At 38.7% G+C, this 24,776-nt stretch carries 20 protein-coding genes; 9 read left to right on the plus strand and 11 right to left on the minus strand.

The window, feature by feature from the left end; all coding sequences use genetic code 11:
* Positions 1-4 precede the first annotated feature (4 nt).
* A complete protein-coding gene (gene moeA, locus GWJ05_RS17135) occupies positions 5-1,246 on the minus strand; it encodes a molybdopterin molybdotransferase MoeA (RefSeq protein ID WP_123821977.1) in 1,242 nt (413 codons plus the stop codon).
* 220 nt (positions 1,247-1,466) lie between these two features.
* On the opposite strand from moeA, the gene GWJ05_RS17140 reads away from it, so the two are divergent.
* From GWJ05_RS17140 to yeiB, 3 genes are all read left to right on the plus strand, one after another.
* On the plus strand, positions 1,467-2,630 hold the full coding sequence (locus GWJ05_RS17140; RefSeq protein ID WP_036938267.1) for a YbfB/YjiJ family MFS transporter: 1,164 nt from the start codon (positions 1,467-1,469) through the stop codon (positions 2,628-2,630).
* A gap of 154 nt (positions 2,631-2,784) precedes the next feature.
* The gene (folE, locus tag GWJ05_RS17145) at positions 2,785-3,444 is read left to right on the plus strand and encodes a GTP cyclohydrolase I FolE (protein ID WP_036938265.1); all 660 of its coding nucleotides are present in this window, start codon (positions 2,785-2,787) and stop codon (positions 3,442-3,444) included.
* A gap of 14 nt (positions 3,445-3,458) precedes the next feature.
* Positions 3,459-4,610: a DUF418 domain-containing protein YeiB gene (yeiB, locus tag GWJ05_RS17150; RefSeq protein WP_036938263.1), complete on the plus strand. Its 1,152-nt coding sequence runs from the start codon at positions 3,459-3,461 to the stop codon at positions 4,608-4,610.
* Here the strand turns inward: yeiB and sanA are convergent.
* From sanA to metG, 6 genes are all read right to left on the minus strand, one after another.
* The gene (sanA, locus tag GWJ05_RS17155; protein WP_036938261.1) at positions 4,607-5,338 is read right to left on the minus strand and encodes an outer membrane permeability protein SanA; all 732 of its coding nucleotides are present in this window, start codon (positions 5,336-5,338) and stop codon (positions 4,607-4,609) included. The two genes, yeiB and sanA, sit on opposite strands and share 4 nt — an antisense overlap.
* Before the next feature lie 133 nt (positions 5,339-5,471).
* A complete protein-coding gene (locus GWJ05_RS17160; RefSeq protein WP_036938258.1) occupies positions 5,472-7,169 on the minus strand; it encodes an NAD-dependent malic enzyme in 1,698 nt (565 codons plus the stop codon).
* 213 nt (positions 7,170-7,382) lie between these two features.
* Entirely contained in the window at positions 7,383-8,267 is an 885-nt protein-coding gene (gene cdd, locus GWJ05_RS17165; RefSeq protein ID WP_036938255.1) for a cytidine deaminase, read from the minus strand.
* Positions 8,268-8,467: 200 nt separating this feature from the next.
* On the minus strand, positions 8,468-9,169 hold the full coding sequence (locus GWJ05_RS17170) for a CidB/LrgB family autolysis modulator (RefSeq protein WP_179951907.1): 702 nt from the start codon (positions 9,167-9,169) through the stop codon (positions 8,468-8,470).
* The gene (locus tag GWJ05_RS17175; RefSeq protein WP_036938252.1) at positions 9,163-9,636 is read right to left on the minus strand and encodes a CidA/LrgA family protein; all 474 of its coding nucleotides are present in this window, start codon (positions 9,634-9,636) and stop codon (positions 9,163-9,165) included. Before GWJ05_RS17175 ends, GWJ05_RS17170 begins: the two co-directional genes overlap by 7 nt.
* A 134-nt stretch (positions 9,637-9,770) precedes the next feature.
* Entirely contained in the window at positions 9,771-11,798 is a 2,028-nt protein-coding gene (gene metG / locus GWJ05_RS17180) for a methionine--tRNA ligase (RefSeq protein ID WP_036938249.1), read from the minus strand.
* Between the two features lie 203 nt (positions 11,799-12,001).
* Between metG and apbC the strand changes: the two genes are divergently transcribed.
* The 5 genes from apbC to dcuC all read left to right on the plus strand — a co-directional run bounded on the left by apbC (position 12,002) and on the right by dcuC (position 18,242).
* Complete coding sequence (apbC, locus tag GWJ05_RS17185) at positions 12,002-13,114, plus strand: iron-sulfur cluster carrier protein ApbC (protein WP_036912151.1); 1,113 nt, start codon at positions 12,002-12,004, stop codon at positions 13,112-13,114.
* 220 nt (positions 13,115-13,334) lie between these two features.
* Positions 13,335-13,976, plus strand: coding sequence for a uridine kinase (gene udk, locus GWJ05_RS17190; RefSeq protein WP_036938247.1), 642 nt, complete (start codon positions 13,335-13,337; stop codon positions 13,974-13,976).
* Between the two features lie 67 nt (positions 13,977-14,043).
* The gene (gene dcd / locus GWJ05_RS17195) at positions 14,044-14,625 is read left to right on the plus strand and encodes a dCTP deaminase (protein WP_036938245.1); all 582 of its coding nucleotides are present in this window, start codon (positions 14,044-14,046) and stop codon (positions 14,623-14,625) included.
* A gap of 46 nt (positions 14,626-14,671) precedes the next feature.
* Positions 14,672-16,606 (plus strand): outer membrane assembly protein AsmA, encoded by a 1,935-nt coding sequence (gene asmA / locus GWJ05_RS17200; RefSeq protein WP_115370384.1) that lies wholly within the window; start codon positions 14,672-14,674, stop codon positions 16,604-16,606.
* A gap of 274 nt (positions 16,607-16,880) precedes the next feature.
* Positions 16,881-18,242 (plus strand): anaerobic C4-dicarboxylate transporter DcuC, encoded by a 1,362-nt coding sequence (dcuC, locus tag GWJ05_RS17205; RefSeq protein WP_161681520.1) that lies wholly within the window; start codon positions 16,881-16,883, stop codon positions 18,240-18,242.
* Positions 18,243-18,460: 218 nt separating this feature from the next.
* Here the strand turns inward: dcuC and GWJ05_RS17210 are convergent, their stop codons facing one another.
* Positions 18,461-20,041 (minus strand): TerC family protein, encoded by a 1,581-nt coding sequence (locus GWJ05_RS17210; protein ID WP_036938236.1) that lies wholly within the window; start codon positions 20,039-20,041, stop codon positions 18,461-18,463.
* Between the two features lie 244 nt (positions 20,042-20,285).
* Between GWJ05_RS17210 and gndA the strand changes: the two genes are divergently transcribed.
* Positions 20,286-21,692 (plus strand): NADP-dependent phosphogluconate dehydrogenase, encoded by a 1,407-nt coding sequence (gene gndA, locus GWJ05_RS17215; protein ID WP_036938234.1) that lies wholly within the window; start codon positions 20,286-20,288, stop codon positions 21,690-21,692.
* 165 nt (positions 21,693-21,857) lie between these two features.
* Here the strand turns inward: gndA and GWJ05_RS17220 are convergent, their stop codons facing one another.
* The 3 genes from GWJ05_RS17220 to GWJ05_RS17230 form a co-directional block, all read right to left on the minus strand.
* Positions 21,858-22,091 carry an alpha/beta fold hydrolase gene (locus GWJ05_RS17220; RefSeq protein WP_036938232.1) on the minus strand — a complete coding sequence of 78 codons (234 nt, stop codon included), beginning with the start codon at positions 22,089-22,091 and terminating at the stop codon, positions 21,858-21,860.
* A gap of 213 nt (positions 22,092-22,304) precedes the next feature.
* On the minus strand, positions 22,305-23,654 hold the full coding sequence (locus GWJ05_RS17225; RefSeq protein WP_087803614.1) for a dicarboxylate/amino acid:cation symporter: 1,350 nt from the start codon (positions 23,652-23,654) through the stop codon (positions 22,305-22,307).
* Between the two features lie 488 nt (positions 23,655-24,142).
* Positions 24,143-24,643, minus strand: a complete 501-nt coding sequence (locus tag GWJ05_RS17230; RefSeq protein ID WP_036938228.1) for a YbaK/prolyl-tRNA synthetase associated domain-containing protein — start codon at positions 24,641-24,643, stop codon at positions 24,143-24,145.
* Positions 24,644-24,776: the final 133 nt, after the last annotated feature.

Here is a 24,776-nt window from a genome sequence, read left to right on the forward strand (position 1 = left end):
AAGGCTATTCGCTTTTTAACAGGGAATTAAATAGCTCGATAGTAACGGTTTCGCCCGCTGCGATTTTGCCTCGTTCACGCTCTAAAACGATAAAGCAGTTAGCAACACTAAAAGAGCTATAAACGTGAGAGCCTTGGTGGCCTGAAGTATCCACTTGCCAAACACCCTCAGCATTAATACTTGCAATACCACGTTGAAAATCAAGACGGCCTACTGATTTTTTCAATGATGATTGAGCTATGGCTTGGAAACGTTGTGGTGCTTTCCAATGACTAAAGCCTGACAAGCGCGCGATTAAAGGCTGAACCAATTGGTAGAATGTGACCGTTGCTGAAACAGGATTACCCGGTAAGCCACAGAACCATGCATGATGTAATCGACCAAAGGCAAAAGGTTTTCCTGGTTTAATGGCTAATTTCCAAAAACCAATTTCGCCAATTTCATCAAGAATTTGTTTGGTATAATCAGCCTCACCGACAGAAACGCCACCACTGCTGATCACTAAATCGGCTTCTTGATCTGCTTTTTTAAAGGTTTCACGGAGTTTTTCCGGTGAGTCAGGAATAACGCCTAAATCTAAAACTTCACAACCCAATTTTTCAAGCATTAGGCGGACAGCAAAACGATTGGTATCATAAATTTGCCCCGCTTTTAATGGCTGACCGATAGTTTGTAACTCATCACCCGTTGAGAAAACGGCAACTTTTAAACGTCGATAAACGTGTACAGTGGCGATCCCTAAAGAGGCGATTAAGGGTAATTGTGCTGTTGAAAGCTTAGTGCCCGCCGGTAATACAACCTCATTTTCCTTAATATCTTCACCAATACGGCGAATATTTTGGCCTTTTTTCGCTGGATGAGGAAAACGAATACCACTTTCGCTTATCTCTGCTTCTTCTTGCATAATGACAGTATCAACACCAGTAGGAACCATTGCCCCTGTCATAATGCGTACACATTGACCAGCAGGAAGTTCTCCCTCAAAAGGAATACCAGCGAATGATTTTCCTGCCACAGGAAGAGGAGTTTGAGCGTCTAAGTCAGCGTAACGAAGTCCGTAACCATCCATTGCAGAATTATCAAAAGGCGGAACATTGAGTGGAGATGTAATATCTGCACTTAGAATATAATTGGCTGCATTATTTAATGGGATGTTAAGGGTATCGGTAATTGCCAGCGGTTTTTCAAGTAGTTTTTCTAGCGCTTCATCAAGAGATAATAAACCGCTAACGTGACATTGACTCATTATATACTCCAAGATCTATCGAAATGTTCTGTTTTATTTCATGATACTAATCTATCACGATGAACATCATCATGTCAGAGATCATCTTGTGACTAGAAAGAAATGAAACATCTTGTTGCAAAAAATGTTAACTGTCAGGGGTTAATATGTTGCTTGTTCTATTATTAATAAACAGCACATTTAAAATGTATAAAACAATAAAACAAAATAATGGATATCAATGAATACTTCAAATCACCAAAGTCATTCAGCGCAAGCTTTTCATATCGCGTTTAGTGGTTTTCTTGCTTTAGTCGTAGCGATGGGAATAGGGCGTTTTACCTTTACACCACAGGTGCCACTGATGATTGCGGGATCTCAATTGACACTCACGAGCGCAGGTATTGTCGCGGCATTTAATTACCTTGGTTATCTCGCAGGCTCTTATGATGCCATGAGAGCTATTAACGGTGTGGGATATCGCTTGTGGGCTGGACTTTGGGGATCCGTTGTTATTACCTTGTTGTCTGCCTTTTTAAATGATGCCTTTACACACAGTATTGCCCGTTTTTTTATTGGTTGGGCAAGTGGCTGGACACTTGTGTTGGTAGCCTCATGGGCCAATGAGTTACTGGCTCGGTTAAATCGTCCTGCTTTAAGTGTTGCTGTTTATGCTGGTACAGGAGCGGGTATATTCATTAGCGGTATGCTTGCTGTATTAATTATGAAATGGCAAATGACGGCGATGGCTGGCTGGATTATTTATGGTTCACTTGCTTTTATTTGTGCAATATATGTGAGCTATCACCTTCCTAAACCTTGGGCGATGAGCCGAGAAAACGTAAAAGTTGCACCTTTAACACTGACCCCAGCAATGAAAAAGTTGATTTGGGGTTATACCTTTGCAGGTTTTGGTTATATTTTACCGGCCACATTTCTTTCTCAAATGGCGGCAGAGCGCTTTCCGGGTAGTTTAATTGCACAATTTGTTTGGCCTGTTTTTGGTGCTTCTGCTGCATTGTGTATTGGAATTGCCATTTTAACGCGTAATGTATTAAACACACAGTTACGATTAGCTATTACACTTTGGCTCCAAGCATTAGGCATTTTAATTGCAGAGTGGATACCAACAATAACAGGGCTTGCGATAGGTGCTTTTTTAGTTGGTGGCGGTTTGATGTGTGCAGTACAACTTGCTTTTTTACGAGGTCGAGAATTAGCGCCTGATCATGGGCGCTATATGGCGGGTTTACTCACGACTTTTTATGCCATTGGGCAATTAGTTGGTCCTGTTATATCTTCACTTTCAACAGCATTAACAGGAAAATTAGAACCCGCGCTTTACGTTGCCTTTATCGTGTTGATCATCGGTGGTTTTCTGGTGTGTTTAAATGAAAAAAATTAGATTTAAGCTAAAAATAGTTCACACAAAAATGCAATAATTTCATAACGAAAAATGCGGTATTGCTGGATAATGTGATTCAGGTCATCTAAAGTGTAGGTTGTTGTCGCTGAGCGTGACAACAGCGACTTAATTAATGTGTTTATCGGAGAGTCCAATGTCATCATTAAGTAAAGAGGCGCAATGGGTGCACGCTGCGTTAGTTGAACGCGGTTTGGAAACGCCTCTTCGTGAATCAAAGCTATCTCCAAGTGAGAGTAAACAGCAAATTGAACATCATATGACAGAAGTGATGAAGCTGTTAAACCTGGATTTAAGCGACGATAGTTTGGCTGAAACGCCTCGTCGTATTGCTAAAATGTATGTTGATGAAATTTTCTCAGGACTGGATTATCACAATTTCCCAAAAATCACGCTCATTGAAAATAAAATGCAAGTGGATGAAATGGTGACGGTACGGGATATCACATTAACCAGTACTTGTGAGCATCATTTTGTCACCATTGATGGTAAAGCGATTGTGGCTTATATCCCAAAAGATAAAGTGATTGGTTTATCTAAAATTAACCGTATTGTGCAGTTTTTTGCTCAACGTCCTCAAGTTCAAGAACGCTTAACGCAACAAATACTGATTGCATTACAAACGTTATTAGGCACAAAAAATGTGGCAGTTTCGATAGATGCTGTTCACTACTGTGTTAAAGCTCGTGGTATTCGCGATGCAACGAGTGCAACGACAACAACCTCATTAGGTGGGTTATTTAAATCGAGTCAAAATACGCGTCAGGAATTTTTGCGCGCTGTTCGTCATCTTTGAGATTTTAAATAAAAATGAATGAATCGTCTCATCAACGTATCGAATCGCTTGATGCGTTGAGAGGAATGGCGATCCTTGGCATTTTATTGCTCAATATTTCAGGTTTTGCATTATTAAGAGTGGCTTCCTTTAACCCTTTACATTCGGGGGAAGCTTCTTTTGGTGATCGTATAACATGGATGGCATTAAATCTCTTTGCTCAAGGCAAGTTCCTCTTTATTTTTGCATTACTATTTGGTGGTACGCTTTATTTGCTTTTACGCAAAGGCACACGCTTTAATTTATCACGCTTAATTGTGTTAGCGTTGATTGGTGTTATTCATACATTATTTATTTGGGAAGGGGATATTTTATTCCCATACAGTGTGTGTGGTTTATTTGTTTTTGCTTTTATCAAATCAATGACAATAAAGCACCAATTTATATTGGGTGCAATACTCTATTTTTGTGGCGCTCTTATATTGGGTGCTCTATTTTATTATTATCGCGATTTTATTGATACTGTTTGGTATAGCACACCCTATTCTCAATTGGCTGAATCAGATTGGAAAACAGGATCTTATTTAAATAGTGTCTATTATCGCTTGAGTGAATTTAGCCTTTTTATCTTTAATTTAGTACGCCAATATAGCTGGTTTTTGTTTGGTGCTATGCTGATGGGCGCTGCATTAATGGCATCTGGCTGGTTACAGCAGAAATTTAGTCGTTCCCATTATGGGAATGTAGCGTTTTTTTTCCTCACAATCAGTTTAAGCTTACAAACGGTTATTGTACTGGTGGATTATTTTCTTGATTGGGATTATCTCTGGGCAGCGGTTTGGGCGCAACCTTTGACTATGTTGATCCAAGTAATACAAAGTTTGGGGTATGTGGCGCTTTTTTATTGGAGCTGGGATATCATTCAGCACTCCTATTTTGCTTATGCTTTACGCTGTGTAGGAAAAATGGCGCTAACGACCTATTTAATGCAAAGTCTTATTGGCATCATTTTGTTTCAGCGCATGGGATTATTTAACCAATTTACCCTACCTGAACTGATGCCTTTTGTTGTGGTTATTTGGGCAATCAATGTTGCTTTTGCCATAATTTGGCTACGTTATTTTCCACAAGGTCCAATAGAGTGGATTTGGCGCAAATCAGCTACAAAATTAGCGCAATTCTTTTAGTTTTTCTCCTGATTATTGTCACTCAGAGGAAGTGATTCTACTTCCTCTGGTGAAACTGCAGGATATCCTTTTATGCCATCAGGAATAGATTGTATCGCAGGAATGGTTTCTGGTGGCCCTAAAAAGCGTGGCTCACGGTTTAAAATATACACATCAATCATTGCACCCGCTCTGGCAAATACTTCACGTATACGTACTTTAAACATACTTTTTGGGGATGCAACAGCGAAACATTGTGCATCAATCCCTTTTTCAAGAGCAATAAAAACGGCGCGTTCGCAATGAAAACGTTGGGTAATAATAGTAAAGCCATCCGTGCCAAAGACTTCCTTTGTCCGCACAACAGAATCTAGTGTTCTGAATCCTGCAAAATCCATTACGATACGAGAAGCTGGAATACCTGCTTTAATGAGATCTTTACGCATCGTATTAGGCTCGTTATAGCTATGCTTTGCATTATCTCCACTTAACAATAAATATTGAATTTTACCACTATTATAGGCATTAACAGCACCCTGTATGCGATATTGATAAAATTGATTAATGTAACCACTGGTGTAGTATTTGGATGTACCCAAAACCATTCCCACTTTTTTAGCGGGTAATTTATCAATATCTTCAAAGATATAAGGGCTTGTTTTCCACCCGATCCAGCGATCGCAGGCAATTAGCGTGACAGCAAGTAGAATAAACAGTGTAAGAAAGAGATAAATGAGGCGTTTTAGCATGTCCTTGCCTTAATGACGCATGACTTTAATAATGCTTAAGGCTACTTGAGCGGAGATAGGGAAGCAAGAAAAAAGCGCCTCATATTAAGTAATGACGCGCTTTTCAGAATGGTACTTAGTGACAAAAACTGACTTAGAATGACGTTCTTTTATAAATGCGGTATTCAGGTTGCCAATAATTACGTTCAATCGCTTCTTCTAAAGCCGAATCTGAGGTGACAGTAGCAACACCTTGGACTTGTGCTTCCTTTGCAACTTGTTTTGCAATATAACGCGAAACTTGTTGAATATCTGCCAGTAAAGGTAATAGAGAGCCATTACCGTCTTTTGCCATTGGTGAGCAATCAGCTAATGCACGACTTGCAACCATTAACATGGCATCAGTCACACGTTTAGCACCACAGGCAATAACACCTAACCCAATGCCTGGGAAGATATAAGAGTTATTACATTGTGCAATTGGATACTCTTTATCTTTGTATTTTACAGGTGCAAATGGGCTACCCGTTGCAACTAAAGCTTGGCCATCCGTCCAATTGATAATATCTTCAGGGCGCGCTTCAACACGTGAAGTTGGGTTAGATAATGGCATCACGATAGGGCGTTCACAGTGTTTGTGCATTTCACGAATAATTTCTTCAGTGAATAACCCTGCTTGTCCTGATACACCAATTAGGATCGTTGGTTTTGCATTCTTAACCACTTCTAACAGTGAAATCGCATCGCTTTCAGTTTCCCAATTAGCAAGAGTTTCACTTTTTTGGATAAGTTTGCTTTGGAAATCAAGTAAATTTGGCAGTTTATCTGTTAATAAGCCAAAACGGTCAACCATGAAGATACGCTTACGCGCTTGTTCATCGCTTAAGCCTTCAGATTTCATTTGGGCAATGATTTGCTCAGCAATACCACAACCTGCGGAGCCTGCACCTAAGAAAGTGACGGTTTGGTCTTTTAATTGACGACCTGCAGCACGACTAGCTGCAATCAGACTCCCTAAGGTAACAGACGCAGTACCTTGAATATCATCGTTAAAACAACATAACTCATCACGATAACGGTTTAGTAAAGGCATTGCATTTTTTTGCGCGAAGTCTTCAAATTGCAGTAAAACATTTGGCCAGCGACGTTTAACCGCTTGAATAAATTCATCAACGAACTCGTTATATTCATCACCAGTAATACGAGGATGGCGCCATCCCATATACAGTGGATCGTTTAAACGCTGTGGGTTATTAGTACCAACATCAAGTACAACAGGCAGTGTGTACGCGGGGCTGATACCGCCACACGCGGTATATAAAGAGAGTTTACCGATAGGAATTCCCATACCGCCGATACCTTGGTCACCTAAACCAAGAATACGTTCGCCATCAGTAACAACAATTACTTTTACATTTTGTTTAGTGGCGTTTTGTAGCATATCGTCGATATTGGCACGGTTAGGATAAGAGATAAACAAGCCACGAGCACGACGATAAATATCAGAGAAATGTTCACAAGCTTCACCCACTGTTGGTGTGTAAATGATTGGCATCATTTCAGTCAGGTGAGATTCCAATAAACGATAAAACAGGGTTTCATTGGTATCTTGGATGTTTCTTAGGTAAATGTGTTTATCGTTATCGTTTTTGAAATCAAGATATTGGCGATAAGCGCGTTCAACCTGCTCTTCAATAGTTTCAACTGCTTCAGGCAGTAAACCATGTAAGTTAAAGGTGCTGCGTTCTTCTTCGCTGAAAGCACTACCTTTATTTAACAGGGGAAATTCAAGCAGGATTGGGCCTGCATACGGGATGTAGAGAGGGCGTTTACTTTCGTGTTCCAGTTCCATGAAAAATACTCTTGTAAGGCAGTTAGTCACATGACAATTGTAGATCCTACAAAATAATAAAAATATGTACAGCTTATGTTATTTTTTTATGATTTTTATGCTTAGAAATGAGAGATAGATACGGTTGTTACAACTTTTTCTGGTAAGCATCAGCAAAATTTACATGCTGATGCTTTTTTAAGAGAGATTTTTAGAGGAATAAGTTAAAACTTTTTACAAAGTGATGCGTTGCATTTGGCGACAACCTAAAGCAGTTAATGTTGCTTGTGTTGCATCCCATTGCGTTAAAATTGTCTCTGCTTTTTCGATTAAGACAGCCGATTCAATATCCATCACACTCTCACCTGCCATATTTAACAAAATTAAAGCTGCTTGTAATGGCGGTAAACTTGGATTGAATGCAGCATTTTCTGCGTAACTACCTTGGAAAATTTTGCCATTTTTCATTTGAACGGCAATACCACTATGCGACTCGCTATAAGGCGCATGGCTACGATTAGTGGCTTGTAGCGCTTGTTGCGCTAATTCACTAGGATTATCAATTTTGTAGTCGTGATTAACTTTATCCATCAATAGTGAAGTAATATTGAGATCTTTTGGACCAAAGCTATCGGGTAAATAATCTCCCAATGTTGCCAATTTTCTACCTGGTAATTGAATTTGAATGTGAGTGCCACTGTTGAGCTCATTCATAAACTGGCGACAATGACCACAAGGTGTATAGTTAACAGTGATTGAGATTAAGCGAGATTCGCCACGTAACCATGCGTGAGTTACCGCACTTTGTTCAGCATGGACGGTTTGTTGTAGTGGTGCACCAGCGAATTCCATATTGGCACCGAAGTAGAGATTACCACTTTCACCACGCGCAACTGCACCGACTTTAAAATTAGAGATGGGTGCAACAGCACAAGCAGCAGCAACCGGTAAAAGTGCTAGGGCTAAGGCATCATCATTACATTGTAACTGTGTTTTTATGGCGTTGACCTGCTCTGCCGTAAACATTGCAGGAAATTCATCCTGCTCAAGATAAGGAGCAAGTGCTTGTTGTAACTGAGGGGATAAATCTGACCAAACTGCCTGAAAACGAGTATGCATACATGAGTCTCCCATTAATCTTTCTGTATTATAAGATTCTAGGCATCTTTACCCATTCTTATATGTGATGAAAATCATATTTTCAATGAAACAATTGCAACAAATTCATTAATTGAGAGATGTATCTCAAATTTATAGTAAAAATCCCCGAAATAAATTTAATTAAATCGGGGATTTAAGAATGGAGAGTAAGAAAGATATCAACTATAAAGATGCAAAATAATAGGGAAGATAAATGGCGCAGTAAGGGATGTAATAATCCCACAGGTCATTAATGCCAATGAACTGTAAGCACCTTCGATATAATCCACTTCTGCGGCTCTTGCTGTTCCGACTGCGTGAGAAACGGTTCCCATTGCTAAACCACGAGAGGCGTGAGTGGGAATACGCAATATCTTGAATAGAGTGTGACCAAAAATGGCACCTAAAATACCTACTGCAATAACACATGCAGCACTGATTGCAGGAATACCACCTATAGAGTCTGCGACAGCCATTGCGATAGGGGTTGTGACCGATTTAGGTAAGACTGATGCGGCAATTTCAGGTGTTGCTCCTGCCCATAAGGCAATCGCAGTACCACTGACCATTGCAGCAACACTACCAATAAAGCAAATGCTTATCAGTGACTTCCACTGTGCGCGAATTTGGTGTAATTGCTGATAAAGCGGGATAGCTAAAGCCACAACGGCAGGTTGTAATAAATCATTTAAAATACGACTACCCGCGAAATAGTGTTCGTATGGCGTATGTGTAATTAACAAGATAGGAATAATAACCGCAATACCAATAAGTAAAGGGTTCAATATAGGTAATTTATAACGAGCAGCAAGCTTACGTGATAAATAAAAGATAATTATGGTTAAAGGAAGTGACCACCAAATATTCATTAACACTAACATTTTTTCTTCTCACTTAATGCTTTATCATCATCTTTTTCTTTTGTTTCAATAACATCTTCCACTAAGTCTGGTTTTGAACCCACGATAACACGCTCACGATGGACATAATGTGAACAGTAAGCAACCAGTGCCATAACCCCAAAAGTACTGACTACACAGGATAAAACGATAGGGAAAAGTTGCTGGCTTAATAAATCATAATAATTCATTACGGCTACCCCGATAGGGATAAAGAGCAATGACATATTTTTTAACAGTATATTGGCGCCAGGTTTGACCCAACGTAAAGGAATAAGTTGGAAAGCAAGTAAACCAAAAAGGATGAGTAAGCCAACAATACTACCAGGAACCGCAAAGGGTAGAAGGGCGGAAATAAGATTACCTGCAAAAAGACAAAGATAAAGAACCAAAAAAGATCGTAGATAATGCCAAAGTGTAATCTGCAATCGTGCCCGTTTAGATTTCATAAGTAAGTGTCCCAAATCAACTAACAGAATTATCATACACCGATTTTGAAAGTGTGCTATGGATCACAATAAAAAAAGAGCGGGGCTCTAATAGAACCCCGCCATTTATTTGTTTGGCAAATGAATCTTGGTTGTTATTTCACTTGTTGACCTGGTTTTGCACCAGAGTCTGGGCTAAGTAAGAAGATATCTTTATCGCCTGGACCTGCGGCCATGACCATGCCTTCTGAAATACCAAAACGCATTTTACGAGGTGCTAAGTTTGCCACCATCACCGTCAAGCGACCTTCTAACACTTTAGGATCTGGGTATGCAGTACGAATACCTGAAAATACTTGGCGAGTTTCGCCACCTAAGTCTAAAACTAATTTCAGCAGTTTGTCTGAGCCTTCAACAAAATCCGCTAGTTTAATTTCAGCGATACGCATATCGATTTTTGCAAAATCATCAAACTTAATCGTTTCTTGAATAGGTGAATCTGCTAATGGGCCAGTGACTTCTTTTACTGGCGCAATGGTGCTTTTAGATGCTTCAACCATCGCATTAGCTTTATCCATTTCAATACGATTAAACAGCGCTTTGAATTTTGTAATTTCTTGGCCTAATAGCGGTTGTGCAAGAGCATTCCATGTTAATTGGGTTTGTAAAAATGCTTCTGAACGTTCTGTCAGTGAAGGTAATACAGGTTTCAGATACGTCATCAGTACTCGGAATAAGTTAATCCCCATGGTACAGATTGCTTGTAACTGAGCATCTTGACCTTCTTGTTTTGCTACGACCCACGGCGCTTTTTCGTCGATATAACGGTTAGCTTCGTCAGCTAATGCCATAATTTCACGAATGGCTTTACCAAATTCACGGTTTTCAAATGATTGAGCAATGGTGTCTTGCATATCAACGAAGTGTTGATAAAGCTTAGCATCATCTAAAGTATCTGCTAATTTGCCATCAAAACGTTTGCTGATAAAACCCGCAGTACGCGATGCTAGATTAACGACTTTATTTACAATGTCGCTGTTTACGCGTTGAACAAAGTCTTCTAAGTTTAGATCAATATCGTCAATGCGTGATGAAAGTTTGGCTGCATAGTAGTAACGCAGGCAATCAGCATCAAAATGATCAAGGTAAGCACGCGCTGTAATAAAGGTGCCACGAGATTTAGACATCTTCGCGCCATTTACAGTGACATAACCATGAACAAACAGGTTCGTTGGTTTACGATATTCGCTACCTTCTAACATGGCAGGCCAGAATAAACTGTGGAAATAGACAATATCTTTACCAATAAAGTGATAAAGGTCAGTTTTGCTGTCTTTATTCCAAAACTCATCGAAACTTAAGTCACCCCGTTTTTCACATAAGTTTAAAAATGAGCTCATGTAGCCAATCGGTGCATCTAGCCATACATAGAAATATTTACCCGGAGCATCTGGAATTTCGAAACCGAAATAGGGTGCATCACGAGTGATATCCCATTGTTGTAAACCGCTGTCGAACCACTCTTGCATTTTATTTGCAACTTGCTCTTGCAGTGCGCCAGAGCGTATCCAATCTTGTAACATGTTGCTAAATGCAGGTAAGTCAAAGAAATAGTGTTCTGTTTCACGCATGACAGGAGTTGATCCTGAAACGACAGAACGTGGATTAATTAATTCTGTTGGGCTGTAAGTTGAGCCACACACTTCACAGTTATCACCGTATTGATCTTGTGCTTTACATTTAGGACAAGTGCCTTTCACAAAACGGTCAGGTAAGAACATGCCTTTTTCTTCATCATAAAGCTGAGAAATCGTTTTGCTTTTGATGTGGCCATTCTTTTTCAGTGCCAGATAAATTTTAGTCGATAATTGGCGACTTTCTTCACTGTGAGTAGAGTGATAATTATCATAACTGATATTGAAGCCAGCAAAATCCTGTTGATGCTCTTTGCTCATTTCTTCAATCATGGCTTCTGGGGTAATACCCAGTTGTTGTGCCTTTAGCATAATTGGTGTGCCGTGAGCATCGTCAGCGCAGATGAAATGAACTTCTTTGCCGCGCATTCGTTGATAACGGACCCAGATATCTGCCTGAATGTGCTCAAGGATATGACCGAGATGAATTGAACCGTTAGCATAAGGTAACGCGCAGGTTACCAATAATTTATTCGCGACGTGAGACATAGTAAGGATCTTACTTCCATAAAATTAATAAAGGGGCTTTGATGTTAACCGATCCGTCATGATGTCGCTAGGGCAATAATGGAGTTTTTGCAAGAGAAATTTCAGTTGGCAAATTGAGGTAAGGCATTATCGTAGTCATCTACTATCTGATATGATAGATACACTCATATATTTAATAAATAATGAAAACGAGAGGAGCCGGGATGAGTGATAAATCCCCCGAGCAGACCACCCCTGAGATTCTGAACGAAAAAGTTTCAGGTGTCTTGTCTACTTTTGAACACCCGACATTGAAACGTAATCTGCTTTCTCTAAAAGCATTACATCAATGTGCGATGATTGACGATGTTCTTCATATCGAGTTAGTGATGCCGTTTGTTTGGAAAAAACCATTCCAAGTGCTAATTGAAGAAAAAACAGCTGAACTTCGTAATATCACTGGCGCAAAAGCGATTGAATGGAAGCTCAAACATAATATTTCAACCTTACGTCGTGCAAATGATCTGCCCGGTGTTAATGGTGTGCGTAATATTCTTGCTGTGAGCTCTGGTAAAGGTGGTGTAGGTAAATCAAGTACAGCCGTTAACCTTGCACTAGCCCTTGCACAAGAAGGTGCTAAAGTGGGTATTCTTGATGCAGATATTTATGGTCCGTCTATTCCTAATATGTTAGGTACCACAATGGAGCGTCCTACGTCCCCTGATGGACAACATATGGCACCAATTATGGCTTATGGATTAGCGTCTAACTCTATCGGTTATTTAGTCACTGACGATAACGCGATGGTATGGCGTGGACCTATGGCGAGCAAAGCGTTAATGCAAATGCTCCAAGATACGCTATGGCCCGACTTAGATTATCTCGTTATCGATATGCCACCGGGAACTGGTGATATTCAATTAACCTTATCCCAAAACATCCCTGTAACTGCGGCCGTTGTGGTAACAACACCACAAGATATTGCATTGGTGGATGCGATGAAAGGGATTGTCATGTTTAAGAAAGTCAATGTGCCTGTATTAGGTATTATTGAAAACATGAGTGCACATATTTGTAGTAACTGTGGTCACCTTGAACCTATCTTTGGTACAGGTGGTGCGGCAAAATTGGCAGAGAAATATCATTGCCAATTATTAGGTCAAGTCCCTCTTCATATCTCTTTACGTGAAGACTTAGACCGTGGACAGCCAACTGTTATGCGTGATCCTGAAGGTGAATTTGCCGATATTTATCGCGAAATAGCATCAACCGTTTCTGCTCAAATGTATTGGGATGGTGATGCAATCCCAACGGAAATTTCTTTCCGCGCAGTGTAATCGCAGTAGAATAATGCATGACGTTATTTGTTAATTTAAATGGAAAGCCATTTGGCTTTCCATTTTTTACATATGATTTCCGACTGTTTTTGATAAAAAACAAAGAGATTTCTGGTTTTACTCTGGAACCAGAAGGATTTCAAAACTATAATCTGCGCTAGCGTAATATTTACATATTATTACGTTATCCCTCTTTTTATTTCAAACCAGGTTTTTGATTATGGCTGACACAGCACATCAGTGCACAATTGTAGGTATCGCTGGAGCTTCTGCTTCGGGTAAAAGTCTTATTGCAAGTACACTTTACCGTGAATTAAGAGCGCAAGTAGGTGATCATAATATCGGTGTGATACCAGAAGATTGTTATTATCGTGACCAAAGTGACTTGACGATGGAAGAACGATATAAGGTCAATTATGACCACCCTAATTCGATGGATCACGCACTTTTATACCAGCATTTGTGTGAACTAAAAGCAGGAAATGCCATCGAACTCCCTCAATATGACTACGTTGCTCACACACGCAAAACAGAATCCATACCTTTTAAACCTAAAAAAGTTATTATTATTGAAGGTATTTTGTTATTAACCGATAAGCGCCTGCGCGAAGAGATGGATTTCTCTATCTTTGTTGATACCCCATTAGATATTTGCTTAATGCGTAGAATTAAACGTGATGTAAATGAACGTGGACGTAGCTTAGACTCAGTCATTGAACAATATAATAAAACAGTTCGTCCAATGTTCTTCCAGTTTATTGAACCTTCTAAACAATATGCCGATATTATTGTACCTAGAGGGGGTAAAAACCGTGTTGCGATTGATATTCTGAAAGCAAAAATTGGGCAGTTTTGCGAATAATAGGTTCATTTTGGGGCAGCTTTCATGCATGATGAAACTGCCTATTTAACTTGAGGAAGGAAATAAAATGCGATTATGCGACCGTGATATTATTCAGTGGCTGGATGAAGGTAAATTAGTCATTGAACCCCGCCCGCCTGTCGAGCGAATTAACGGCGCAACAGCAGATGTTCGCTTAGGAAATCAATTCCGTGTTTTCCAAGGACATACTGCTGCTTATATTGATCTGAGTGGCCCAAAAGCTGAAGTGAATGCCGCATTAGAACGCGTGATGAGTGATGAAATTGTGTTACCTGATGGTGAAGCTTTTTATTTACATCCTGGTGAGTTAGCGTTGGCAGTGACACTTGAATCGGTCACTTTGCCTGACAATGTAGTGGGATGGTTAGATGGACGCTCCTCATTAGCACGTTTAGGTTTGATGGTACATGTTACCGCACATCGTATTGATCCTGGTTGGCATGGACAAATCGTATTAGAGTTTTTTAATTCAGGTAAACTTCCCCTTGCATTAAGACCGGGCATGGTGATTGGTGCATTAAGCTTTGAACCTATGTCGGGGTCTGCTGATAGGCCTTATAATCGACGTCAAGATGCAAAATATAAAAATCAACAAGGTGCAGTTGGTAGTCGGATTAGCGAAGATTAACTATCTTTATGATCATCATTATCATGTTCACTAAGCGGGTAATTATATGAAAAGGTTTTTGACAACACTGGCTATTTTGCTTGTGGTTATTTTGGCAGGCTTAACAGCATTAGTTTTACTCATTAACCCTAATGATTTCCGTGGATATCTTGTTGAACGAGTTGAAAAACAAAGTGGCTATAAACTCACATTGCAAGATGATATGCGTTGGCATGTTTGGCCAAAGCTGAGTATTATTAGTGGAAAAATGTCATTAACAGCACCAGGTGCTGAAATGCCTTTAATTACAGCAGATAATATGCGTCTGGATGTTGAATTATTACCGCTTCTCTCTCATCAACTTGAAGTAAAAGAAGTTATGCTTAAAGGGGCTGTCGTTCGTCAAACACCAGAAAGTAAGGCCATTCCTAAAATACCATCCCCCTCTACACCTAAAGATACTTCTCATCCAGTTATAGAGCCTAGGGCGAATAGCTGGCAGTTGAATATCGCAAAAGTAAACATTTCAGACAGCTTAATTATTTGGCAAATGAAAGACGGTGAGCAACTTAATTTGCGTGATATTAATTTATCGCTGAAAACAGACGATAAAAAACAAGTCAATCTTGAGATGAGCACGAAAGTGAATCGTGATCGTCGTGAGATCACGCTAAATGTTGCCGCTAATGCGGATATGAGCAGCTATCCTTACCAAATCAACGGTAATATCTCACAGCTGGATTATGTTTTATCCGGGGTAGAAATCCCTGAAAATGGCATCACAGGAAGTTTAACCTCAGATTTTACGATCCAAAATGAGGGGATGAGAAAAATTTCATTTGATAACTTAAATTTCACCGCTAATGACAGTCAGCTACAAGGCCATATTCGTGCTGAATTTGCGGATAAAACACGTTATCAGATCGATTTAAAAGGTGAGCAATTAAATTTAAATACGTTGCTACCAGAGTTAGCTACGGCTAAAACAGCTGAAACCGCATTATTGTCCCTTAAAGATAATAAGACACCGTCATCATTTTCATTATTCAATACAGCACATGCAGCTCCAGCTCCAAATGCAACGATTATAGCCAAGCCGGTTATTACTTCAGTGACGATTGAAAATAAAGAATATGATTTAACGCATTGGGGCAATATTGAATTTACGCTGAAATTAGCACTGAATAAGCTTCTTTATAAAGATTTGGAGATTAATTATTTTAAACTTGATGCGCTAAATAATCCCAAATCGCTGAATATTCAAACCTTAACAGGAAAAATTCTTCAGGGTGATTTTTCACTTCCTACCGTGATTTCTACCAGTATAGTGCCCGCTCATATCAGTATGGATATCACTATGAACAATATTCCCTTACAACCCTTATTGCGTGCATTTAATCAGCCTGAAAATTTCAGTGGGTTAATTTCAGCTAAAGGAAATGTTGAAGGTGCGGGATATAATCGAAAAGCCTTTTATCATTACTGGCAGGGCACACTGAATACCTCATTAACTCAATTTAAAATGCAGGGCTTAAATGTACCTCAGGTTATTCAGCAATCTATTGCTCAAGCAACGGATAAAGTGATTTACCCTGAAAATATCGAAAGTTACACTCAAGCAGATAATGTTATTGCCCAATTTAAATTAACGCCAAAAGGACAGTTGACGGTTAATTCACTTGATGCTCAAGCTAATACTTATCAAATTAAAGGGCAGGGTAACGTTAACCTTCAACGTCATGATCTTGATGTGACGCTATTGGTTAATATTAAAAAGGGGTGGGGTAAAGAAAACGAATTTATTCGCCAACTGACTAAAATAGATATTCCATTAAGGCTTTATGGGGATTGGAATGCGGTGCAATATGAGCTCAATGTTGAAAAATTATTGCGTGACCAATTACAGCAAAAAGCAAAACAAGCCATCGATAATTGGCTGAATAAACAAGACGCTGAAAGCCCTGAAGTCAAAGCACTCAATCAGTTATTGAAGAAAATTTAATTTCACGACTTTTAACGTCATCACCGCTTAATAAAAGCACACTATTTTGATAATTGTGTGCTTTTTGCTTTATATCTATCATTTAATTTATATTTTGAATGAAAAGTAAGCATTCGTGCTATATCTATGTAAAAAAATAGTCGTTTTTTTTGATATATGTCATACACTGCAACGTTGCCTTTGGGCAGAGTGTGTCAATCGCACTAAACGCAAAAATGATGATAAAAATAAAAAACTTCATTTTATAAATGACTATTTTAGACAGGATAAACCAATGATTGAAATTCTTATCGGCGCCCTCGTTGCAGTGGGTGTTGGACGTTATATTGTAAAAGGCTATTCACCAACGGGTGTGTTAATGACGGGTGGTCTGTTATTACTGATCATCAGCGTTATTATGGGTAGAGCTGTTTTACCTGCGAGTGCGACTGCGACAGGCTACGGATTAATTGACATTGTTGAGTATGTGAAAAATCTTCTAATGAGCCGTGGTGGCGATTTAGGTATGATGATCATGATACTGTGTGGCTTTGCTTCTTATATGACACACATCGGTGCAAATGATGTTGTAGTAAAATTAGCATCACGCCCACTGAAAATGATCAACTCACCTTATCTTCTGATGGTCGCGGCTTATATTGTTGCATGTTTAATGTCTCTGGCTGTTTCATCAGCAACGGGCTTAGGTGTGTTGTTAATGGCAACACTGTTCCCTGTTATGGTAAATATGGGAATTAGTCGCGGGGCTGCTGCTGCAATTTGTGCGTCTCCAGCCTCTATTATTTTAGCGCCAACATCAGGTGATGTTATTTTAGCCGCTGAAGCCTCTCAAATGCCACTGATAGATTTCGCCTTTAAAACCACATTACCTATCTCTATTGCTGCAATTATTGGTATGTGTATCGCTCACTTCTTTTGGCAGCGTTATCTTGACCGTAAAGAGCATATCGAAACAGAAATGTTAGACGTGAATGAGATCAAAACTCACGCACCAAGTTTCTATGCGATTTTACCTTTCACACCAATTATTGGTGTTTTAGTTTTCGATGGTAAATGGTTACCAGAACTTCATATCGTTGCCATTATTATCATCTGTATGATTTTAGCGGCTATTATCGAATTTATTCGTAGCTTTAGCGCCAAACAAGTTTTTGAAGGTTTAGAGGTTGCTTACCGTGGCATGGCAGATGCATTTGTTCAAGTTGTTATGTTATTAGTGGCAGCAGGGGTATTTGCTCAAGGCTTAACAACAGTTGGCTTTATTAACGCCTTAATTGAAGGGGCCCAGTCATTAGGCTCAGGTGCGATTGTGATGATGATCGCTCTGGTATTAATTACCATGTTAGCCGCGATGACAACCGGCTCGGGTAATGCACCATTCTATGCCTTTGTTGAATTAATTCCTCGTTTAGCAAGCAACATGGGTGTTAACCCTGCTTATTTAACTATTCCAATGTTACAAGCTTCAAACTTAGGGCGTACATTATCACCTGTTTCTGGTGTCGTAGTTGCGGTATCCGGTATGGCAAAAATTTCACCATTTGAAGTGATGAAACGTGTTTCTGTACCCGTATTAGTTGGGCTGGTTATTGTTATTGTTGCGACTGAAATTCTTGTACCAAGTACATTAGGTTAATTGTTAGTGTATTGAAATAAAATTAATTTTATCTTTATTGGCGGGTTTTGTTATGTCATAACAAAGCCCGTTAAAGGGGGGATTGCCTTTCTCTCTCAAGAGGTGTTAACCAAAGGATTTTGACACAGGCATGGGTTTTCATATCACTCACGATTAAACACAATTTTCAGATAAAAAATATCCGCCTTAAAGGCGGATATTTTGCTATTTGACAGGGATTACGCTTCGTCCACGTTTTCTTCGTCTTCCGGTGTAGGCTCCACAATTCGAACTTTATTAATTCGATGATTGTTGACTTCTAATGGCTCAAATTCAATACCATCAATTAGGATTTTTTCACCTACTTTTGGTACACGTTGTAAATGCTCCATTAATAAGCCTGCTAAGGTTTCATATTCACGTTTTTCATCCAATTTGATTGGAATATAAAGTACTAAGTCTTCAAGTGGTGTAAAACCGTTAACAGTCCATGAACCGTCTTCATTTTGAGCTAAATCGTGGCGTGAGTCGTTTTCTTCAGAGCTGACGGGTAAGTTACCTGCAATGGTTTCCATTACGTCAGTTAATGTAACAATACCTTCCACTGAACCGAATTCATCTACGACAAACGCGAAGTGAGTATGCGCACTTCGAAATTGTTCTAATGCTTGTAGCAGTGATAGACCTTCAGGGAAGATCAACGGTTGTGTGACCAATAAACGTAAGTCTAGTGGTTCATTACGTAGCTGTTGGTTCAACAGCTGGATCACATTAACGACACCAACAGGTTCATCACTAGATTGCTCATCGGTGATCACAAGGCGAGAGTGCGGATCTTTTTCCAATAATTGGCGAATATCATCTTGCGTTGCATTTAAATCGACGTACTCAACATCATGGCGAGAGGTCATGATACTGTTAACGTTGCGTTGACTTAAACCCAGCACACGCACAATCATTTGGCGCTCTTGAGGATCAAACACTTCTTCTGAACTAGAGACTAGGTCAGAGGTGTGAGGATCTAATTCTGAAGTTTCAGGTTTACCATTAATAATGCGTAACACCGCTTCTGCTGTACGTTCACGTAAAGAACGAGAGGCAGATAAGAAACGGCGACGATTAAATTGTGCAAGCTGATTAAAGACCTCTATCATGATAGAGAAGCCAATTGCTGCATATAAGTAGCCTTTTGGAATGGCGTAGCCAAAACCTTCGGCAACTAATGCGAAACCGATCATCAGCAAGAAACTTAAACACAAAATAACAATGGTTGGGTGATTATTGACGAAGTTTGTTAAAGGCTTACTTGCCAGGATCATCAATATCATTGCGATAGTAACAGCCGCAATCATAACGCCTAAATGATCAACCATCCCCACAGCGGTTATTACTGAGTCAAGCGAGAATACCGCATCCAGTACGATAATTTGGGCAACAACAGACCAAAAGCTGGTGGTTTTGCGTTGTTTTCCCTCACCGTGGTCTTTACCTTCTAGCCGTTCATTAAGCTCCATCGTGGCTTTGAACAGCAAGAATATCCCTCCGAGAAGCATAATTAAGTCTCTTGCACTGAAAGGATGCTCAAACAGTGTGATAAGAGGTTTTGTCAGAGTGATAAGCCAAGAGAGACTAAATAACAACACAATACGCATAAGTAAGGCACACAATAGGCCTGTTATACGTGCTTTATCTCTTAGTTTTGCTGGGAGTTTATCTGCCAGAATAGCAATAAAAACAAGGTTATCAATACCAAGTACGATTTCGAGAACAATTAGGGTGGAGAGTCCTACCCAAATCGTCGGATCCAAGATCCATTCCATACAGTTTGTTTTACCTTCTATAAAGACGGCATATGCCGACAAGGGAATAATGAGCAATTTGCAGGAATTTTTCAATAATTTATTATTAATATAAAGGTAATAATTTCATTTCATGTGAAAGAGTGCGATATCGATTGCATCAATAACTACCACCAATGATGAGAGTGCGTTACTATGTGATCAGGTTAACAGATTGTCAGTACATTGATACTGGCAGGTTTATTTTCAGACGGGAGTTATTTTCATGTCAAAACAGCAAATCGGCGTGGTTGGTATGGCAGTAATGGGACGTAATCTTGCGCTAAATATTGAAAGCCGTGGTTATACTGTCTCCATTTACAACCGCTCAAGCGATAAAACCAACGAAGTTATCGCTGAAAATCCAGGTAAAAAACTGGTTCCGAATTATTCTATTGAAGAGTTTGTTGATTCGTTAGAAAAACCGCGCCGTATTTTATTAATGGTAAAAGCGGGTGAAGCAACGGATAAAACAATTGCTGCATTGACACCGCATTTAGATAAAGGCGATATCCTTATCGATGGCGGAAATACATTCTTTAAAGATACTATTCGTCGTAACCGTGAATTATCAGCACAAGGTTTTAATTTCATTGGTACAGGTGTTTCTGGTGGTGAAGAAGGTGCATTAAAAGGCCCTTCAATCATGCCGGGTGGACAAAAAGAAGCTTACGAATTAGTCGCACCAATCCTTGAGAAAATTGCAGCTGTTGCTGAAGGCGAGCCTTGTGTAACTTATATTGGTGCTGATGGTGCGGGTCACTATGTGAAAATGGTTCATAATGGTATCGAATACGGTGATATGCAATTGATTGCAGAAGCCTATTCCGTATTAAAACACTCTTTAGGTCTAACTAACGAAGAATTGGCAGAAACCTTTACCGAGTGGAACCAAGGTGAGTTAAGTAGCTATCTGATTGAAATCACTGCAGATATTTTCCGTAAAAAAGATGATGAAGGCAAATATCTTGTTGACGTTATTCTTGATGAAGCGGCAAATAAAGGTACAGGTAAATGGACTAGTCAAAGTTCTTTAGATTTAGGTGTACCTGTCACGCTTATCACTGAATCTGTATTTGCTCGGTATATCTCTTCATTAAAAGACCAACGTGTTGCTGCATCAAAAGTATTATCAGGCCCAACACCTAAAGCATTTTCTGGTGACAAAAAAGCCTTTATTGAAAATGTTCGTCGCGCACTGTATTTAGGTAAAATTGTCTCTTATGCGCAAGGTTTCCAACAACTGAAAGCCGCATCAGATGAATATAGCTGGGATTTAAACTACGGTGAAATCGCGAAGATTTTCCGTGCGGGTTGTATTATTCGTGCTCAATTCCTGCAAAAAATTACTGATGCCTATAATGAAGATGCAAACATCGCAAATCTGCTGTTAGCACCATACTTCAAACAAATTGCTGATGATTACCAACAAGCTCTACGTGATGTTGTTTGTTATGGCGTGCAAGCGGGTATTCCTACACCAACCTTCTCTGCGGCTATTTCTTACTACGACAGCTATCGTGCAGAAGTGTTACCTGCAAACTTAATCCAAGCTCAACGCGATTATTTTGGTGCGCATACTTATAAGCGTACTGATAAAGAAGGTGTATTCCATACAGAGTGGATGGAATAAGTAAAATTAAATATTCGGTTATCTTAATCGAAATATAACAAATAAAAGGTGCTCAAATTGAGCACCTTTTTTATAAATTTTATATTGCGGTATTAAACGGAGATAGTACCATTTAAAACATCATTAAAGATGTTCTCTATCCATTGAGGTTTTTCTTCATGAACGCTATGTGAAATAAAAGGCACATTTAGTAATGAAGCTGATCCGATAGCACCAACATATTACAATAAGGTAATAATCTTTTAAGTAATCAACTAAAGGGTTAAATGAGGTTAAATTTCCCATTCCTCCATGCAGTAAAATAATAGGGTAATTTTTTGGGTTACCCAGTGTTTCAATATAAATATCTGCATTATTAATAAGCAAGGTTTTACCTTGTTGATGGTTGAAGTGTGTCATAGTAAAAGTCCTATTCTTTCTACCACACTTGTTTTAGCTCATTAAAGTAACAATAATTGTCAGTAGCATTTGAATACAATGGATTATTTATGGTGATTGAAACGTTACCACGGCGATAACGAATTAAATATAAAAGAAAAAATTAATAAAAAAGAGAGTATTTAAATAAATACTCTCTTTTATCATTATTTGTTTAAGAATGGATCCAATTTATTATTCTGATACTTTTACATAATGAGGTTCATTGCTTTCATTATTAGAGACTAAATTATCATGAGGTATGTCTTCTCTTGATATCCTTCCATTAAAAACAGCATTCATTCTCTCTGTATCCAACGCATTTTCCCAGCGAGAGACCACAATACAGGCGCAAGCATTACCCACAATATTGGTCAATGCACGGCATTCTGACATAAAGCGATCTATACCCAAGATAAGCGCCATACCTGCAACAGGAACACTAGGTACAACAGAGAGTGTTGCTGCAAGAGTAATAAAACCGGCTCCTGTCACCCCCGCCGCACCTTTTGAGCTGATCATGGCAACAAACAGTAACGTGATTTGTTCTGTTAATGACAGATCAACGCCGGTTGCTTGAGCGATAAATAACGCAGCCATGGTCATATAGATATTGGTGCCATCTAAATTAAAAGAATAGCCAGTCGGAATGACTAAGCCGACTACCGATTTTTTACAGCCTAACTGTTCCATTTTACTCATTAATGTCGGTAATGCGGCTTCTGATGAAGAGGTGCCTAATACAAGCCAGAGTTCATCTTTAATATATTTAATTAAAGCAAGAATAGAAAAACCATTATATTTAGCGACAGATCCTAATACCACTAAGACAAAAAGTAAGGCAGTAAGATAAAAAGTAATCACCAATAACATTAGATTACCAATGGAAGAAATACCATATTTACCTATTGTAAAAGCCATGGCGCCAAAGGCGCCAATAGGTGCTAACTTCATTAGCATTCCTACCATTTTAAAAACAGGTTCAGAAAGCTGTTGTAAAAATTCAAGTACAGGCCTACCTTTTGTTCCTATTGAGGCTAGAGCTAAGCCAAAAACGACAGACACAAACAGTACTTGTAAGATATTACCGTTAACTAATGGGCTAACGATAGTATCGGGAATGATATTCATCAGAAAGCTAACAAGAGAAGAACTATGTGCCTGTGTGACGTACATTTCAACTCTACTGCTATCTAATGAGCCAGGAGAGATATTTAAACCATCTCCAGGACGAATAATGTTAGCAGTGATTAATCCAATAACAAGTGCAATAGTAGAAAATGTGAGAAAGTAAATCATTGATTTACCTGCTACTTTTCCTACTGCATTCATATTGTTCATTCCCGCAATGCCTGTCACGACGGTTAAGAAGATCACAGGTGCGATGATCATTTTTACAATTTTGATAAAACCATCCCCTAAAGGTTTGAAGGATTCACCAATATCAGGATAAAAATGACCGAGTAAAATGCCTAGAAGAATGGCGATAATAACTTGAATATATAAAACTCGATAAAAGGGGAGCTTGCGAGATGAAGTCTGCATAAAAAATTCCCTGTAACTGAAAGATATTAAATAAATAAAAGAGGTATTACGATGTAAATTATTATTTACATTTGTTTTGTTGTGATGGGTAACTTAAAGGTATGAGTAAATTAGGTCAATAAAATAAAATTGATTTTATCAAATATTGTGCTCTTTATCTAAAAAAATAGATTTAATTTCTATTTAATCAGTTTTATTAAAATTTATTTTACTTAAATGTTAAGTTAATGAAATTATCTTTTGTATTTTTTATTCGAGTTTATTTAATGGTATGTGTATTTTAATGGCGTTAAAAGTGAATGAAAAAATTAAAATGTAAATAAATATAAACAGGAAAAATAAAGTCAGTTTAAATAGTTTGTAAAGCGATTCTCTTTACTCTTCAGTATTATTATGAAAAAAACACATCATAATGAAAAATAAATCTTATGATAACAATTACCCTTTATAGGTTTTATTTATAGGGTAATTGTTAAAATGGAATTGTTTTATTCTTCGGTATTTTCTTCTCGAATAAAGTGAATCAATTCAGGTTGTGCAATACGTTTATAATCTTGCGTATTGAGAATAATAGAGCGCTCTAATGTGCCCGCATTAAATGCTAATTCATCAAAACGTTCAAAAAGTAGAGGGTCTGCTACCAGTTTTAATGAAGGGTGAAAACTAAAAGGAGGGATAGCACCAAATACACATTGGGTAAGATCATCCACTTCTTTCGGGCTCGCTAGAGATGCTCTTGTCCCTCCAATTTGATGTGCAAGTTTTGAGAGATCAGCTTGTTTATCGGCGGGTAATATTGCCAGCACATGTTGCTTAATTCCATTTCCTTTTATATGACAAACCAGCCCTTTTGCGCCTTGTCCTAATTGTGTTCCTCTGATTTTTGCAACCTCTTCAGAACGACCTGCGGTAGAGTGTTCCATAACACGATAAGTAGCGTGGTTGTTATCTAATAAAGTAGTAAGTTGCTCAAAAATAGTCAAAGACATCAATGACTCCTGAATTTAATAAGTGATTTTTTTAAAGCCATTATACGACTTTAAAAAAAATATTCTGCTGTGATGTTTATGGCTGGTTTTGATTATTTTGATAAGCTTTTCAAATTATTTTGTTACAAATGAT

Source organism: Proteus sp. G2626, from assembly GCF_009915985.1.
GTDB classification, from domain to species: domain Bacteria; phylum Pseudomonadota; class Gammaproteobacteria; order Enterobacterales; family Enterobacteriaceae; genus Proteus; species Proteus vulgaris.